We start from the raw sequence: 17,371 nt of genomic DNA on the forward strand, positions 1-17,371 counted from the left end.
TATTTCACCACCTTCTGTTATTTAGTCACAATCCTATCTTCTCATATCATCCGCAAGCTACTGCCTGCGGAGGTAAGAGAAGTTATCTAACTAAAGATTATTCTGATTTAGCAAAAGTCTTTTTGAATGCATTGATTGCTTCAGTAAGGTCTGCATCAGCTGGAATATCTTTTGTTGTACGGATATGATCTAATACAGCTGTGTGGTTTGTATCTAACCAGCTTAAGAATTCAGCCTCAAAACGAGTGATGTCCCCTACTGGAATATCGTCTAAGAAACCACGAGTTAATGCATATAAAATAACAACTTGTTTTTCAACTTTTAATGGTTTGTTTAAGTCTTGTTTTAAAACTTCAACTGTACGTTTACCACGCTCTAATTTAGCTAAAGTTGCTTTATCTAGGTCAGAACCAAACTGAGCGAATGATTCTAATTCACGGAAAGCAGCTAAATCAAGACGTAATGTACCGGCAACTTTTTTCATCGCTTTGATTTGTGCTGAACCACCTACACGTGATACAGATAAACCTGCGTTAATTGCTGGTCGTACACCTGAGTTGAATAAGTCAGATTGTAAGAAAATTTGACCATCTGTAATCGAAATTACGTTTGTTGGAATGTAAGCTGAAATGTCTCCAGCTTGTGTTTCTACGAATGGTAATGCCGTAATCGAACCGTTTTGGTAAGTTTCGTTTAACTTCGCAGCACGTTCAAGTAGACGGCTGTGTAAGTAGAATACGTCACCAGGGTAAGCTTCACGACCTGGAGGACGACGTAATAATAATGACAGCTCACGGTAAGCAGACGCTTGCTTCGATAAGTCATCATATACTACTAATACGTGTTTACCTTGTAACATAAATTCTTCTGCCATTGCTACACCAGCGAATGGTGCTAAGAACAATAATGGTGATGGTTGAGAAGAAGAAGCTGTTACTACGATTGTATAATCTAAAGCACCGTTTTTACGTAATGTTTCAACTACGCTACGCACTGTAGATTCTTTTTGACCGATTGCAACATAGATACAAATCATGTTTTCACCAGTTTGGTTTAAGATTGTATCAATCGCTACAGATGTTTTACCTGTTTGACGGTCACCGATAATTAACTCACGTTGACCACGACCAATTGGAACTAATGCGTCAATCGCTTTAATACCTGTTTGTAATGGCTCATGTACAGATTTACGTGCCATTACACCGAAAGCTGGGCTTTCAATTGGACGAGTTTTTGTTGTGTTGATTGGACCTAGACCATCCACTGGTTGACCTAATGGGTTTACAACACGACCAATTAGTTCTTCACCAACTGGAACGCTCATAATACGACCTGTACGACGAACTTCATCGCCTTCTTTAATGCCAAGGTACTCACCTAAAATAATAATACCTACATTACCTTCTTCTAGGTTTTGTGCCATACCCATAACACCGTTAGAGAACTCTAAAAGCTCTCCAGCCATGACGTTGTCGAGGCCATGAGCAAGAGCGATACCGTCACCAACGCGGATAACTGTACCTACTTCGCTTACTTGTAATTCAGATTGGTAGTTTTCAATCTGTTGTTTAATCAGACTGCTGATTTCTTCAGCTTTGATGCCCATGTATGTTCACCTCTCACATTTCTTAAAATTAAACAACTAATGTACGCTTTAAACCTTCTAGCTTAGAAGCGATTGTGCTGTCATAAATATAGTTGCCGATTTGTACACGAATACCACCAAGAATAGATGGTTCAATAATGTTTTTAATGTCTAGCTTACTTTTACCTACTAGCGTTGCAAATGCAGCAGAAATCTCTGCATTTTCAGCTTCGGTTAAAGCACGTGTTGAATAAACTGTCGCCTCAACTGCACCTTGTGCTGCAGTTGCAAGATTTTGAAACTCTTTTGCAATCGTCACGATATCATTGATGCGTTGTTTATCCACTAATAATTGAACTGTGTTTAATACTGATGAATTAGCGTTCGCTAAAATTTCAGATAGCATTGCTTTTTTCTTTGCAGAAGAAATTTTAGGTGCTTTTAATAGCTCTAATAAAGCTGGTGTTGCTTCGATTGCCGCTGTGAATTCCTTTAAATCTGCACTTACTTCTGCAATACTTTGCTCTTTGCTTGCTAATTGAAACAATGCTTCAGCGTAACGTTTCGCTACTTGACTCATTTCGCTTCGCCTGCCTTCGCAATCGTCTCTTTAATTAATGCGCTGTTGTCCTCTTCAGAAATCTCTTTGCCAAGCACTTTAGATGCTGCAAGAACTGATAGTGATACAACTTCTTCACGCACTGCTGCGATCGCTTTTTCTTTTTCGTTTTCGATTTCACGCACTGCTGCATCTTTTAAACGAGCTGCTTCTGCACGCGCTGCTGAAATAATTTCCTCACGCTGTACATCGCCTTGTTTTTTTGCACCTTCTACGATCGCTTGTGCTTCTGTACGAGCTTCTTTAAGAAGGCTTTTTTGTTCTTCTAATAATTGGTGCGTTTCTTTGCGCGCTTTTTCTGCTGCATCGATTTCGCTTGCAACAAGCTCCTCACGTTGTTGCATAATGCCCATTAATGGACCCCACGCAAATTTTTTCAAAAGAAGCATTAAAATTACAAATGTTGCTAATGTTGCAAGGATGTCACCGCCGTTAAAACCGCCAGCTGCACCTAATACAAGATCATTTAATAACACGATTGGTTCACTCCCTTCAAGAGCTTGTTCAAAATCTATAAGTATCAATGACACCTCGACATCATTGTGCCCAGATTTTGCCGAGTGAGCTCGAAAAGCTCCTTTTCAAAATCTGTGACATCTGCCGAAGGCTTCATCTTGATTCAGCAAGTGTTTAAATACCCTTTGTCAATAAAACATTTATCTCACCGCTTATATAGACTTAGAGTTTTCCGAATCAAGATAAATCTTTAATTTCAAATTCATTGTTGCTTCTTTCGCATTAAACAATGCGAACTTCATAGTACGATACATAAAAGGAATGGCGAAGTAGTAAGTCTGGTGAACTTTTCTCCGCCATTGACGTCAGTCATAGTAGTAATTATTGGTTCATTACGATGAATGCTACTACTACACCGATGATTGGAAGGGCCTCAACTAATGCAACCCCGATAAACATTGTTGTTTGAAGAGCACCACGTAATTCTGGTTGACGAGCGATACCTTCTACTGTTTTTGATACGATAAGACCGTTACCGATACCTGCACCTAGTGCACCTAAACCGATTGCGATTGCTGCTGCTAATAAACCGATTGAACCTGTCATTGTTAAATTTCCTCCTTGGAATATATGTTTTTTTATTGTGGTTCAAATTACCGCAAATTTTGCGGAATTTATAATTAATGGTCGTGACTCACTTTGTGCGCCAAATAAACCATCGTTAACATAGTGAAAATGAAAGCTTGGATAAACCCGATGAAAATCGAGAACCCTTGCCATGCGAGTGCCGGAACAACCATTCCGAACCAGCCCCAAATACTTGCACCGGCAATACCTGCGATTAAACCGATTAAAATTTCCCCTGCGTAAATATTACCGTATAGACGTAAACCAAGCGTTAATGTATTGGCAAACTCTTCAATAATTTTTAGCGGGAACATCCACCACATTGGCTTCAAATAAGTTGTCTTCGCATAACCACCAGTTCCTTGCATTTTAATACCGTAATAGTGAGCTAAAAGCGTAACCATAACAGCTAATGTTAAAGTTACAGTTGGATCGGCTGTTGGTGATTTCCACCATAGGTAATCATCATAAATGATTGCGAATGGTAAACCTAATAAGTTCGCTACAGCGATAAACATTATTAGCGTAAGCCCTAATACGTGGAAGCGACCACCTGTTTTCCAGTCCATATTACTCTTGATAATACCTTTCACGAAGTCCATAATCCACTCCATGAAGTTTTGCATACCTGTTGGCTTCAGTTTTAAACTACGTGTGGAAATAAACGCGATTAAAAACACGACTGCCGCAGTGACAATTAGCATTAAAACAGTTGATTTGTTAAATGTTAAGACATAGTCACCGAATAATGGTAGATCAAATTCTGGATTTTTATGACCCATTTTTGCATTCACCTCTCTTTCAATGAGTACACTTTAGTGCTGTTTAACAAGATGTACAATTCGCTCGATTACGAGGAAAATGTACGGAAGCATTAGCCCAATAACTGTGCTAATTAGATGAAAATGTTCTGGCAACGACATGGCGATTGCGACTGCCGCAACACCCGAGCCAAAGCGTAAGGCTGTGCCTAAAGATGATGCCTTTCTTCCTTCACTAACAGAACGGTCAAACTTGTCCATCCGTCGAACTAAAATCCAAAAGTTATATGTACCGAAGAATGCACCTAAACCAAGTCCCGCGAAGATGCTAGCATATGGCGTAAAAGCCCATCCTAGTACACAGAGTGCGAGCAAAAAAAATAACACTTTCTTTTGCTTTGCGAAAATGTAATGCAAATCTTCCATTAGCAGTAAGTCTCCTGAATTTTTTTCGAGTAAAGAATCGATGTTGACCAGCAAGTGAATTCAAAGCGTAGTAAATGTACTACAGTTATGAGGTTAAATTATAAGATGTAGCAAAATTTGACTTGGAGTAAATTTCTACATACAAAAGCTTTAACCTTTATGGACATGTATCCAGACGCATCAAACCGTTGCAAAATTTTCTTCTGCGATGAGTAATCACAGGAGCAAAATCGACAATTGGAATTCAACTGTCCACTCAGTAGAAACTTGATATAATAAGCACTTCAAAGTTTTTACACACAATGAAACCCTTATCATTCTTACCCTTTGTTAGCATACAATAGGCGATATTTGATGTCAATTAGTAATGGTGAAAAACTTCACAATCCCCTCAATGTTGTCAAATTGTCGACAAATTTGTGAAAGGATTTTTTCAACAAGAAGTTTGTCAAAAATATTCATCTAAAAACCTTTTCCCCTATACTATTTTACAAAATTATTCGTAGTTATTGATAAAGTGAACCTTCAGTCAGTGGGGGGTTCCTCGTCCCCACTGATTGGTAGTTTCACCAATCGGGTTTTTACAGGCTGTTGGATCCCCCACTTAAACTTCTTGATTTTATCTGCTGGTTTGAATTGGGGGTCTGTGCTCCTGCGGTTACTCGTCGCAAAAGTACAGCCTGCTCCTGCGGTTACTCGTCGCAAACAAATTTGTTAATACGGGATAAACGCTTTAAAGCTCCCAACCTCTAAGCATGCTTTACTAAAAATTCGACAAGCGCTTTGACGATTCTCTCTGAGGCATGGCCATCACCATATGGGTTTGATGCTTGTGCCATCGCATCGTACGCTGTCTGATCGACTAGCAGCTCATTCGCTAACTGATAAATTGTATCCTCGTCTGTGCCAGCAAGCTTTAATGTACCTGCTGCAATTCCCTCAGGACGCTCTGTTGTATCACGCAATACAAGCACTGGTTTTCCTAATGAAGGAGCTTCCTCCTGCACCCCACCAGAATCCGTTAAAATCATGTATGAACGCGCCGCAATATTGTGGAAATCAAATACCTCTAACGGCTCAATTAAGTGAATGCGCTCGTCATTGCCTAACACGTCATTGGCAATTTCACGTACAACAGGATTCATATGCACAGGGTAAACAACTTGAATATCGTTATGCTCTGCTAATAAACGCTTGATTGCACGGAACATATTGCGCATTGGTTCACCAAGATTTTCACGGCGATGGGCAGTTAATAAAATCATCCGATCTGCACCTATTTTCTCTAGAACTGGATGGCTATACGTCTCACTTACAGTCGTCGCAAGTGCATCAATCGCTGTATTTCCAGTTACAAAAATAGCTTCAGCTGGCTTATTTTCACGCAATAAATTCTCCTCAGACTGCTGTGTCGGTGCGAAATGTAAATCCGCCATTACACCTGTAAGCTGTCGGTTCATTTCCTCTGGATATGGTGAATATTTTTGACCTGTACGAAGCCCTGCCTCCACATGCCCAATTGCAATTTGATTATAAAAAGCAGCTAAGCTACCAATGAATGTAGTTGCTGTATCGCCATGTACAAGCACGATATCTGGCTTTGCTTCTTTCATAACTGCATCTAACCCTTGCAATGCATTTGTCGCAACGTCCACAAGCGTTTGGCGATCCTTCATAATATTCAAGTCATAATTCGGCTTAATTTTGAATGTTTCTAGCACTTGATCAAGCATTTGACGATGCTGAGCTGTCACTGTCACAATCGATTCGATTTGTGGGTGCTTTTCCAACTCCAATACGAGCGGAGCCATTTTAATTGCCTCTGGACGCGTACCGAAAATCGTCATTACTTTAAACTTCGTCATTCCAAACTCTCCAGTCTATAAATGTAATTGCGTGAAGGTATCCAAAAAGCGTGCTAACGCACTGCTTTTCGGACGTTTTGTTTGTGTTTCATTAGTTTTCCGCTATACTATTTTGTACCAAATAAACGATCGCCTGCATCTCCTAAACCTGGGATGATATAGCCGTGTTCATTTAATCTTTCGTCCAGCGCCGCGATAAAAATATCTACATCGTTATGTTCTTTTTGAATTGCCTCTACACCTTCTGGCGCAGCAATTAAGCACATAAATTTAATGTTTTTTGCACCGCGCTTTTTCAAAGAGTTGATTGCCTCAACAGCAGAGCCTCCTGTTGCTAGCATTGGGTCTACAATAATGAAATCACGTTCTTCTACATCCGCTGGTAGCTTGGCATAGTATTCAACAGGTTTTAATGTTTCTGGATCGCGATATAAACCAATATGTCCAACTTTCGCTGCTGGAATTAAATTTAAAACGCCATCTACCATACCAATTCCTGCTCGTAAAATTGGAACGATAGCCAGCTTTTTACCAGATAACACTTTTGATTTTGCTGTTGTTACAGGTGTTTCAACTTCGATTTCTTCAAGCGGCATTTCCCTTGTAATTTCAAATGCCATTAACGTCGCAACTTCATCTACAAGTTCACGAAATTCTTTTGTTCCAGTGTTTTTGTCACGAATATACGTTAACTTGTGCTGAATTAATGGGTGATCGAATACATATACTTTGCTCATACGGCTCTCTCCTAACTGTTGTTTATCCGCATTAACAGGCAAGTTAATAACCCTTCAATTTAAGCAAGGTATTTACTGCCTGCAAAAGCCCGATTGGTGAAATTCAGTAATCCGTGAAAGGGTGAGGAAACCCCACAACGTAAAATTTCACTTTATCTGAATAAGTATAACAAAAAAACGTCGGGCTGTGTTGTACAACATTGTTGCAATTTATAGATTAGCTGATATAATTGCAAAGTTACAATAGAATGAGCATTTACGAGCGAATTCTCACTTTAAGACAAATACTCTAAGTCATTTTTAAACAAATAATTATTTTAATAAAACACAAACAAAACGTCCGAAAAGTAGTGCTTCGCACGCTTTTCGGACGCCTTTTATTTACGCATATAATGGAAATTTATCTGTTAAAGCTTTTACGCGAGCGATTGCTTGTTCTTTTACTGCTTCGTCATCAATATTCTTTAATACCAATGCAATAATAGAGCCCACTTCTTTTATGTCATCTTCTTTAAAGCCTCGAGATGTTACGGCTGGTGTACCAATACGAACACCTGAAGTGACGAATGGTGACTCAGTATCATATGGAATTGTGTTTTTGTTTGTTGTAATACCAACAGCATCTAGTGCATGCTCTGCTACTTTCCCTGTTAGGCCAAGAGATTTCACATTCAATAATACGATATGGTTATCTGTACCGCCAGATACAATTTCCACACCTTCAGCGATTAAAGTTTCTGCTAGTACTTTTGCATTTGCTTTTACTTGCTTCGCATAGTCTTTAAATTCTGGTCTTAATGCTTCACCAAATGCTACAGCTTTAGCAGCAATAACGTGCATTAATGGACCACCTTGAATACCAGGGAATACTGATTTATTTAATTTTTGCTCCCATTCTTTAGAAGCTAAAATTAATCCTCCACGTGGACCACGTAAAGTTTTATGTGTTGTAGACGTTACAAAATCAGCATATGGTACAGGTGATTGGTGTTCACCTGCAGCTACTAAACCAGCAATATGCGCCATATCTACCATAAAGTAAGCGCCGATTTCGTCTGCAATTTCACGGAACTTTTTGAAGTCAATTTCGCGTGGATATGCTGATGCACCTGCAACAATTAATTTTGGCTTATGCGCTAATGCTTTTTGACGAACATCTTCATAGTCGATGACATGTGTATCTTCTGTTACACCGTACTCTACGAAATTATATAAAATACCAGAGAAGTTAACTGGTGAACCATGTGTTAAGTGACCACCATGAGAAAGATTCATACCAAGTACTGTATCGCCTGGCTCTAGAATTGTATGATATACAGCCATATTTGCTTGCGCACCAGAGTGTGGCTGTACGTTTGCATATTCAGCACCGAAAAGTTCTTTGATGCGATCGCGCGCGATATCTTCCACTACATCGACATGCTCACAGCCACCATAGTAGCGTTTACCTGGGTAACCCTCTGCATATTTATTTGTTAGCACGGAGCCTTGTGCTTCCATTACCGCTTCAGATACAAAGTTTTCAGATGCGATTAGCTCAATATTCGCTTGCTGACGCTTTTTCTCTGCTAAAATACCATCTAATACTGCCTTATCTTGTGCTGCTAATTTTTCAAATGCCATGTAAAATTCCTCCCAAAAGTAAATTATTCATATTGTGCACGCACGCCACCAATTAGTTTCGGGCGTGTCGTCGCTACTGTTACTACTGCTTCACCTAGTGTTTTCACAGATGTACGGATTGGAACTGCTACTGCTTTTAAATGCATGCCAATTAATGTTTGACCAATATCAATCCCTGCATGGGCTTGTATATTTTCCACTACAACTGGCTTTTGCATTTGCTTATAGGCATGTGCCGACATAGAACCACCAGCTGTTTTTACTGGCACGACATGCACAGGCTCTAGCTGATATTTTTCCGCTGCTGCATATTCAAGTGTTAACGCACGATTAATATGCTCACAGCCCTGAAAAGCTAAGTATAATTGATGGCGTTCAGCAAATGCTTGTAGCTCTTCATAAATAGCCGTTGCTACATCCATTGCTCCCGCTGTTCCTATGCGCTCACCCATCACCTCTGATGTCGAGCATCCTACCACAAATAGTTGCTGCGGTTGGAAAACCACTTGCTGTTCTAATTCACTTAACAATGTTGCTAGCGATTTATGCATATCAGTTAAATTTGTCATGTATTACACTTCCAGCTCTGAAATTTTTTCTACACGGCGCGTATGGCGTCCGCCTTCAAATTCAGTGCTTAGCCAAGTTGCAACGATTTCACGTGCCAGCCCTGGTCCAATAACGCGTTCGCCCATTGCTATTACGTTGGAATCATTATGACAGCGCGTTGCTTTTGCTGAAAATACATCATGCACTAAGGCGCAACGAATTCCTTTTACTTTGTTTGCCGCAATCGACATGCCAATTCCCGTACCACATATCAAAATGCCTCGATCAAACTTTCCAGAGGCAACACCATCCGATACAGGCTTTGCATAGTCTGGATAATCAACCGATTCATCAGATTGTGGGCCGAAGTCTTCATAGCTAATGCCTAAGTCACCTAACAGAGACATAATCTCACGGCGTAAATTATTTCCACCATGGTCAGAAGAAATTGCAATTTTCAACGAAGCTCCCTCTTTTCACGATATATTCATAAAATAGTGTACCATTTATTGAATGAGAAAAACATTCCTCTCAAGCATAACAAAAAATACTTTAAATGAAAACACGAATATTAAAGTTTAATTCAGAAATAAAGTTCACATCTACCTCTATTTTACAAGTAATTCAGTTTACAATCATTCGCCTTTTGGCTAATTCACAGAATTTTCTTGATTATAACTAGTTAACTCTACTTACACTCACACAGCAAAAACACAGTTAAATAAATTTCCTTTCGCTCCTATAGTATGTACTATTTTGAGCGATCAAATTGGGATATAACATTATATAGCTCATTTGATTGTTGCTGAAGATTTTCACATAGATTTTGTGTTTGCTCAATTTCAAATGCCTGTTCCTCTGTAATCACACGAACTTCCTGTGCACCAGCAGACGTTTCTTCTGCGATTGCAGCTACCTCCTGAGATTGCTGTGCCGTTAGCTCTATTCCGCTAAGCTGTTGCTTCGTTAATGAGGAAATGTCTACAACTGCGTGCGCAACTTCCTCTACATTGCTTACCATACCATCAACAGTCGCTGTTGTTTCAGATACGCGCGTCGATTCTTGCACCGCAAACGCAACTTGACCGTTCATTTGTTTCACAACAAGTTCAACATTTTGCTGCATCGCTTGAATGATTGTAGTGATACCTTGCACAGCCTTTGCACTTTCATCTGCTAAAATACGAACTTCCTCCGCTACAACGGCAAACCCTTTTCCATGCTCTCCTGCTCTCGCTGCTTCAATTGAGGCATTTAATGCTAGCAAGTTTGTTTGTGCAGCAATATCTCCAACTAATCCGATTATTTGCTCAATTTGCTCCGCATTTTTTTCTAACTCATGAATATTAGCTAAAGCTTCCTCATTCCCTTGCGCAATTTGCTGTATGCTCGTTACAAGACTTTGAATAGCTGTTTTTGTTGTTTCTAAATTATTAAGCATTTGCTTTGACCCGTCAGCCGAGTTTGTTGCGTGTCCATTGACATCTAATGCCAACTGACGAACATCGACCAAGGCCTCAGCCATTTCTTGCACAGAAACGGCTGAAGTTTGAGCCCCTTCAGAAATCTGCCCTACCGTTTTAGCTACATCGTTTGCTTTGTGCGATGAAGCTTTTGTTAAATCGGATAATTCATTAATTGTTGAATTCGTAATGCGGTAATTATTTTCAATACTATCCACCATGCCACGTAAATTGACTAACATATGCTGAAATGCCTCTGCAACAGAACGAATTTCATCGTTAGTTTTCGGCATGGTCACATCTTGTCCAATTTTCCCTTCCGCCACACGTGAAGCAGCCTGCTCCAAAGCTTGTAGTGGGCGGACTAAAATAATACTAAAAACCGCTGCTAAAATACAGGACCAAGTAATCCCCGCTATGTATGTACTTATTTGAAAAATCTTTACATTTATCGATTCAAAAAACATCGGATGTATAAATTCAATAAATACAAAGCTAGTTGAATACGTAACAATCGCTAAAACCCCTACAAATAATATTAGCTTTTTGCGTAAATTAAATCGTTTTTGTTTGCTATTCACTATTTGCTCCTCCTTGTTTTTGCACTAATTCTTCTATTAAATGTCGTAATTCAAAAAATGTTTGCTTATACGTATGCAAATCGCCGCCATATGGATCTGATACGTCTGGTGCTGTGTACGGAGTTACATATTCTTTCAATGTGTAGGTCTTTTGCATGGCAACTTCATAACTACGAACGAGCAGCTCCTTGTGCACTGTCGTCATTGTTAAAATTAAGTCTGCCCACTCAATATCCTCAACTGTTACTTGGCGAGAAATATGTTCATGAGGGATATTTTCACTGTTTAAAACTCGTTGTGCATTTTCCGACATTTCCCCTCCTTCAAGAGCGTAAATACCTGCTGAACGAACCTCGATATTCGGAAGCCGCTTTGCCTTAAAAATCGCCTCAGCCATCGGACTTCTGCAAGTATTTCCAGTACAAACAAAATAAATATTCATCTTTTCTCCCACTCTTCCAAAAAATACTTAATTAAAAAGTATTACCATGCTAATAGCTAATAGTAATACACCCGCTATTATTTTAAAAATTTGACTATTAAAAATGGGCGTTTTAGCTACGATGAGCGCTATGTATGATAGTGCAAAAGTAGCTATTCCAGCGCTAAGAATAAATAAATACTTTTGTAGATTTAGCATACCAAAAGAAACGCTTGCTGAAAAGCTATCAATGCTCGCCATAATTGCTAAAATTGGTAAAGCTTTTTGAGGGACATGTTGATTTCTGGATGATAAAAGCAGTTGAAGTGCAATACAAAATAATAAGATAGCGGAGAGGTACGCTGCCCAGTCCTCCATAAATGTACTAACCCAGCTTCCTAATTTAAACCCAAGAAGCGGAAAAAGCATATGCCATAAAGCTGTCCAAATCGAGAGCAAAAAGCGCTGTGAAACGCTTGGTAAAAGTATATATAGGGCAACGACATCCAGCGCTAAAATAATTCCAACTATCACTTCCTGCAATGACATACCTCCTAAGCATTGCTTTTATTTTATGTCAATGAATAGGCAGAGAGAACTGAAAGAAAAAAATGAACAAAGATGGCTCATTTCTAATCAGCTTGCTAGCATGCTTCCCAATTTATCGAAAATAAAAAAAGCCGTCGGGAAATCCCTGACAGCTACTTATTTTTTATACCATTGTCCACCCGCCGCTTTTTCTAGACGATTCATAATTGCGACGCCTACACCGAGACGAGCGGTCGTTGTCGCTAAAATAATCGTTGCGTCGGTTTTGTCACATGCACGAAGCGCATCATAAAGTGCGCCACTCATTGCTTCAATATCCCCGTCCTTACCGTATGTAAAGAAATAATTAGCTTTGCTATTAGCAAAGCTTTCTGCTGCTAACAGTGCAACACGCTGTCCCGTAGCTTGAAGTTGTTCGACTGCTTGCTGCACACTTTCTAATTTTGGCTCAATTAATAGGACAGGAGCCTCCGGTGCATAATGTGTATATTTCATGCCAGGTGCTTTCGGTGTGCCCGGGCTTTCCTGTTCCTTCTCAGTTGGCTGAATAACTGTCCCGATTACTTCCTCTAGCATTTCCTTTGTGACACCGCCTGGACGTAGTATCACTGGTGGATTTACCGTCACATCGAGCACCGTCGATTCCAAGCCAACACCTGTTGCTCCACCATCTAAAATACACGAAATTATATTCGTCATATCTTCCGCGACATGCTCCGCCCTCGTCGGTGATGGCTTGCCACTTTTGTTAGCACTTGGTGCCGCTAGGGGCTTATTGATTTCTTGTAATAAACGTAGCGCTACCGGATGGTCTGGCATTCGTAAACCAACTGTAGTTAGACCCGCTGTGACACTCGCTGCAAAGACATTCGGCTTTGTTTCTAAAATAAGTGTTAAAGGACCTGGCCAAAATGCATCCATACATTTTTGTGCTATTTCAGATAAATGCACAACATAATCTTGCGCTTGTTCCTTGCTACTAATATGGACAATTAAAGGATTATCAGACGGACGCCCTTTGGCAGCAAATATTTTTTGGACTGCCACCTCATCTGTTGCTACAGCACCAAGTCCATATACCGTTTCAGTCGGAAATGCGACTATTTCGCTATTATTTAAAAAATCCACAGCTTGTGTATAACTATCATTATTATTCACAACATTATCCACAATTAAATATTTTGTTTCCATATCATCACCGCCTTTAATTTCGCTATTTATCAAAAGTTATTCACATATTGTTGATAACTCATCACTTAATGTGCATAAGTTGTTTAAATCTGTGGGTAAAACTATGAAAATTTTCTTTTTAACCACTCATAAATAACAAATTTACGCTTTTCTCCCTTCTCTTCCTGAGGTTTTTCACATGTTTTTGGAAAAACAGAGCAAAACCAGTTGTCGCCTCTTGCTTGCCCGATTGTTAAGACGACAGATTGATAGAGGTTTTGTGGATAAAAAGTATTGTATTCATATTTAGGTGGAATTAAGTTATCCCCAACAACGATATGAACATCATATTGTGAATAATTTTTTTCAAGTAACTGTTGTAAATCAATTAATGCTAATTCTGTTTCTTGTGTACTAGCAATTTGCTCAAACATCGGTAGCGCCGCTTGAACGATTTCTTCCTTTACTGTCTGGTCCTGCTGCAAATTACTGTTCGCTACAACTCTAAATAATAACGGACTTGCTTCCTTTTGCTCATGCCAGCCTTCACCATAATCCACAAAATGAGGCACGGCTAATAACAACATATAACTAATTAATGCATAACAAACATAACGAAAAATAATAAGAATAGGCAATGGCTTTCTAGCAATATTGTAATCTTCTAACATGAAAATCCCTCCTTGCCTATCATGATGGACAAAGAAGAATTTTTTTATTCATCAATTACACAAAAAACAATTCTATCTTTTCCGTTAATATCTTTTACAAGTTCAATTGTAGCTTGTGGGAAGTGCTGTTGGAAAAAAGCCGCTACTGCTCGACCCTGCATATAGCCAATTTCCACACCAATTAATGCTGGTTGTCTCATCAAAGCCGGCAACTGCTCAGCTAGCTTGCGATATAAAAATAATCCATCCTCGTCCGCAAAAAGTGCTGTGTGCGGCTCATGTTCTAGTACAATATCAGACATTTCCTTCGCCTCATGATAAGCGATGTAAGGAGGATTACTTAAAATAACATCCCATTTTTGCTGTGCAATTGGTTCTGTTAAATCACCTAAGCGAAAATCAATTGCTGCTTGCAGTTGCATAGCATTTTGCTCGGCTGTTGCAAGCGCATCTTGCGAAATATCCGTTGCCGTAACAGCTACATTCGGGCATTCAAGCTTCATTGTTATAGCAATTGCCCCGCTGCCTGTACCAATATCCGCCAATTGAATCGCTACATCTTTGCCAAATAATTTTTCTATACGCGTTATTGCGCCGACGATTAATTCTTCTGTTTCAGGACGGGGGATTAGAACGGATTCATCTACTTGAAATGGGCGTCCATAAAATTCCTCGACACCTGTAATATATTGTACGGGTACTCCTTCCGCATGCCTTTGCAGCATGTCTTCAAGAGTAGCTATTTGCTCATTAGACATTTGTTCCTGCATTCGTAACATTAAATCCGAATAATTTATTTGCAGCACGTGCTGCATTAGCAATCGTGCTGCTGTTTCCTCTCGACCATTGACACTTAAAAAAGAAGAAGCCCGTTGCAGGACTTCAAATACTGAGTTATGCATCTTCATTTAATCTTGCTAATTTAGATGCTTGTTCTTCTAAAATAAGTGCGTCAATCACTTCATCTAACTTGCCTTCAATGATTTGGTCGAGTTTTTGAATTGTTAAGCCAATTCGATGGTCTGTGACACGATTTTGTGGATAGTTATACGTGCGAATTCGCTCCGAACGGTCACCTGTACCTACCGCCGATTTACGTGTTGCATCCACTTCAGCTTGAGCTTCTTGCATATACATATCTGCCACACGCGCACGTAAAATTTTCATTGCCTTTTCGCGGTTTTTGATTTGTGAACGCTCATCCTGCATCGATACAACGACACCTGTTGGAATATGCGTCATACGAACAGCAGACATCGTCGTGTTAACTGATTGCCCCCCTGCACCAGATGATGCAAATGTATCCACACGAATATCCTTTTCATGAATGTCTACATCTACCTCTTCTACTTCTGGCAAACAAGCAACTGTTGCTGTCGATGTATGAATACGCCCTTGCGACTCTGTAGCAGGTACGCGCTGAACTCGGTGTGCACCATTTTCATATTTGAATTTAGAGTATGCGCCTTGACCGTTAATCATAAAGATAACCTCTTTATAACCGCCCATTGCATTCGGTGTCGCCTCCATAATTTCAATTTTCCAACCCTGCGTCTCTGCATAACGCGAATACATGCGGAATAAATCCCCCGCAAAAATATTCGCCTCATCTCCACCCGCAGCTCCACGAATTTCCATAATAACGTTTTTCGAATCGTTCGGGTCTTTTGGAATTAGCAAAATGCGTAGACGCTCTTCTAATGAAGGAATTTGGTCGTTTAACTCATGAAATTCTTCCTTCACCATTTCTAGCATATCTTGGTCTTTTTCAAGTTCTAGCATTTCACGCGTATCTGCAAGCTGTTCCTTCACAGCTTTATATTCACGATACACTTCAACCATTTCTTGAATATCTGATTGTTCCTTTGAATATTCACGTAGCTTTTTACTATCACTCACTACATCTGGATCACTTAATAATTCATTTAATCTTTCATAACGATCTTCAACAGCTTGTAGACGATCAAACATAATACTTTTCACCTCTGTATATAATTTTAACTATAATTTCCGGATGTGTTGATCATCCTTTACTTTATAGAAAATACCTAATAATTCGTTGATTTCCGTTGCGGAGGACGCTTTCCTCGGGGTGCGGCTTCAACTAATTTATTTCAGCTCGAGGCCAACAGGATGTTGGTCATGGAGGCGTTGCCGCAGGACGCAGCGGTTTTAGCCTCCCTATACTTTCTCCCGATGGAGTCGCCCCCTCCACTTCAATCAACGAGTGCATGCCTAATAATAAAATGCTTCTCTCTATAAAACATATTAATCAATAGACAATTTTCACATAATCAACACGCTTGTATAATTTACTTAAATTGAGTATAAAGAAATTTTTAAATGCTTGCTACATTTTTAAAGCGGCGGGTTGCTATGGCATTTTCTGCATACAGGATAATATGAGTCATTGCCACCAATTGAAATTTGGTCACCTGTGTACACTGGCTTGCCATTCTCGTCAACACGCAGGTTCATCGTTGCCTTTTTGTGACAGAACCAGCAAATTGTTTTCATTTCCTCAATTTTATCTGCATAAATGAGCATATAACGGCTGCCTTCAAACAGCTCGTTTTGGAAGTCATTTTTTAAGCCAAAGCCCATTACTGGTATGTTTAATTCGTCGACTATTTGCGTTAATTGGAGTACATGCTCCTTCGAGAAAAACTGTACTTCGTCAATTAATATACAATATGGCTTTTCTTCATGATTTTTTACATATTCAAAAATATTTGTATCATCGAACACAGCAATTGCAGGACGACGAAGACCAATACGGCTTGATACCACACCTACTTCATCCCTCGTGTCGATACCTGAAGTAAAAATAAGAACGGGCTTGTTTTGCTCTTCATAATTATGGGCTACTTTTAAAATTTCAATCGACTTACCACTGTTCATCGCACCATGCTTAAAAAATAATTGCGCCATTTTTGCCTCCATTTATTCCTCAAAAAATGCCTGCCAGTCGGAAACCTGGCAGGCATTTTAAAATTATTATTTGTTAAGACCGTATTTTTTGTTGAAACGATCCACACGTCCGTCAGCAGACGCGAATTTTTGACGACCTGTATAGAATGGGTGACATTCGTTACAGAACTCGACAACGATTGATTCTTTTACAGAACCAGTTTGGAATGTGTTACCGCAAGAGCAAGTTACTGTTGCAGTTTTGTAATCTGGATGGATTCCTTGTTTCATATTCGTTTTCTCCTCTCGCCCTGAACCATCTGGAACAGAGTATAATCGAACTGCACCTTACAAAGCC

20 protein-coding genes are annotated in these 17,371 nt (G+C 39.6%); all 20 read right to left on the reverse strand.

Annotated features, from left to right (window positions below):
- Positions 1-97: 97 nt before the first annotated feature.
- A complete protein-coding gene (gene atpA, locus MHH70_RS08745) occupies positions 98-1,606 on the reverse strand; it encodes a F0F1 ATP synthase subunit alpha (RefSeq protein WP_066168288.1) in 1,509 nt (502 codons plus the stop codon).
- Positions 1,607-1,634: 28 nt separating this feature from the next.
- Positions 1,635-2,165 (reverse strand): F0F1 ATP synthase subunit delta, encoded by a 531-nt coding sequence (locus MHH70_RS08750; RefSeq protein WP_066168284.1) that lies wholly within the window; start codon positions 2,163-2,165, stop codon positions 1,635-1,637.
- Positions 2,162-2,680: a F0F1 ATP synthase subunit B gene (gene atpF, locus MHH70_RS08755; RefSeq protein ID WP_066168282.1), complete on the reverse strand. Its 519-nt coding sequence runs from the start codon at positions 2,678-2,680 to the stop codon at positions 2,162-2,164. Before atpF ends, MHH70_RS08750 begins: the two co-directional genes overlap by 4 nt.
- A 361-nt stretch (positions 2,681-3,041) precedes the next feature.
- The gene (gene atpE / locus MHH70_RS08760; RefSeq protein WP_042470896.1) at positions 3,042-3,266 is read right to left on the reverse strand and encodes a F0F1 ATP synthase subunit C; all 225 of its coding nucleotides are present in this window, start codon (positions 3,264-3,266) and stop codon (positions 3,042-3,044) included.
- A gap of 74 nt (positions 3,267-3,340) precedes the next feature.
- Positions 3,341-4,069, reverse strand: a complete 729-nt coding sequence (gene atpB / locus MHH70_RS08765; protein ID WP_066168280.1) for a F0F1 ATP synthase subunit A — start codon at positions 4,067-4,069, stop codon at positions 3,341-3,343.
- Between the two features lie 33 nt (positions 4,070-4,102).
- Entirely contained in the window at positions 4,103-4,474 is a 372-nt protein-coding gene (locus MHH70_RS08770; protein WP_066168278.1) for an ATP synthase subunit I, read from the reverse strand.
- Positions 4,475-5,223: 749 nt separating this feature from the next.
- Complete coding sequence (wecB, locus tag MHH70_RS08775; protein ID WP_066168276.1) at positions 5,224-6,339, reverse strand: UDP-N-acetylglucosamine 2-epimerase (non-hydrolyzing); 1,116 nt, start codon at positions 6,337-6,339, stop codon at positions 5,224-5,226.
- Between the two features lie 107 nt (positions 6,340-6,446).
- Positions 6,447-7,076 carry a uracil phosphoribosyltransferase gene (upp, locus tag MHH70_RS08780; RefSeq protein WP_066168274.1) on the reverse strand — a complete coding sequence of 210 codons (630 nt, stop codon included), beginning with the start codon at positions 7,074-7,076 and terminating at the stop codon, positions 6,447-6,449.
- A gap of 381 nt (positions 7,077-7,457) precedes the next feature.
- On the reverse strand, positions 7,458-8,699 hold the full coding sequence (gene glyA, locus MHH70_RS08785) for a serine hydroxymethyltransferase (protein ID WP_066168272.1): 1,242 nt from the start codon (positions 8,697-8,699) through the stop codon (positions 7,458-7,460).
- A 23-nt stretch (positions 8,700-8,722) separates the two neighbouring features.
- Complete coding sequence (locus tag MHH70_RS08790; protein WP_066168271.1) at positions 8,723-9,268, reverse strand: TIGR01440 family protein; 546 nt, start codon at positions 9,266-9,268, stop codon at positions 8,723-8,725.
- Positions 9,269-9,271: 3 nt separating this feature from the next.
- Positions 9,272-9,709 carry a ribose 5-phosphate isomerase B gene (gene rpiB, locus MHH70_RS08795; RefSeq protein WP_066168270.1) on the reverse strand — a complete coding sequence of 146 codons (438 nt, stop codon included), beginning with the start codon at positions 9,707-9,709 and terminating at the stop codon, positions 9,272-9,274.
- Positions 9,710-9,999: 290 nt separating this feature from the next.
- Positions 10,000-11,292 (reverse strand): HAMP domain-containing methyl-accepting chemotaxis protein, encoded by a 1,293-nt coding sequence (locus MHH70_RS08800; protein ID WP_107942039.1) that lies wholly within the window; start codon positions 11,290-11,292, stop codon positions 10,000-10,002.
- Positions 11,285-11,734, reverse strand: a complete 450-nt coding sequence (locus MHH70_RS08805; RefSeq protein WP_342473106.1) for a low molecular weight protein arginine phosphatase — start codon at positions 11,732-11,734, stop codon at positions 11,285-11,287. The genes MHH70_RS08800 and MHH70_RS08805 overlap by 8 nt, the downstream gene beginning before the upstream one ends.
- A gap of 27 nt (positions 11,735-11,761) precedes the next feature.
- Positions 11,762-12,262 carry a manganese efflux pump gene (locus tag MHH70_RS08810; protein ID WP_235615994.1) on the reverse strand — a complete coding sequence of 167 codons (501 nt, stop codon included), beginning with the start codon at positions 12,260-12,262 and terminating at the stop codon, positions 11,762-11,764.
- Positions 12,263-12,418: 156 nt separating this feature from the next.
- Positions 12,419-13,453, reverse strand: a complete 1,035-nt coding sequence (locus MHH70_RS08815; RefSeq protein WP_342473107.1) for an L-threonylcarbamoyladenylate synthase — start codon at positions 13,451-13,453, stop codon at positions 12,419-12,421.
- A gap of 101 nt (positions 13,454-13,554) precedes the next feature.
- Positions 13,555-14,103 (reverse strand): stage II sporulation protein R, encoded by a 549-nt coding sequence (locus tag MHH70_RS08820; protein WP_342473108.1) that lies wholly within the window; start codon positions 14,101-14,103, stop codon positions 13,555-13,557.
- A gap of 44 nt (positions 14,104-14,147) precedes the next feature.
- Entirely contained in the window at positions 14,148-15,011 is an 864-nt protein-coding gene (prmC, locus tag MHH70_RS08825) for a peptide chain release factor N(5)-glutamine methyltransferase (RefSeq protein ID WP_342473109.1), read from the reverse strand.
- Complete coding sequence (gene prfA / locus MHH70_RS08830; RefSeq protein WP_066168255.1) at positions 14,998-16,074, reverse strand: peptide chain release factor 1; 1,077 nt, start codon at positions 16,072-16,074, stop codon at positions 14,998-15,000. The genes prmC and prfA overlap by 14 nt, the downstream gene beginning before the upstream one ends.
- Positions 16,075-16,461: 387 nt before the next feature.
- Entirely contained in the window at positions 16,462-17,034 is a 573-nt protein-coding gene (locus tag MHH70_RS08835; RefSeq protein ID WP_066168253.1) for a thymidine kinase, read from the reverse strand.
- A 66-nt stretch (positions 17,035-17,100) separates the two neighbouring features.
- Positions 17,101-17,304, reverse strand: coding sequence for a 50S ribosomal protein L31 (gene rpmE / locus MHH70_RS08840; RefSeq protein WP_066168250.1), 204 nt, complete (start codon positions 17,302-17,304; stop codon positions 17,101-17,103).
- Positions 17,305-17,371 lie beyond the last annotated feature (67 nt).

This window comes from Metasolibacillus sp. FSL H7-0170 (assembly GCF_038593115.1).
GTDB classification, from domain to species: Bacteria; Bacillota; Bacilli; order Bacillales_A; family Planococcaceae; genus Metasolibacillus; species Metasolibacillus fluoroglycofenilyticus.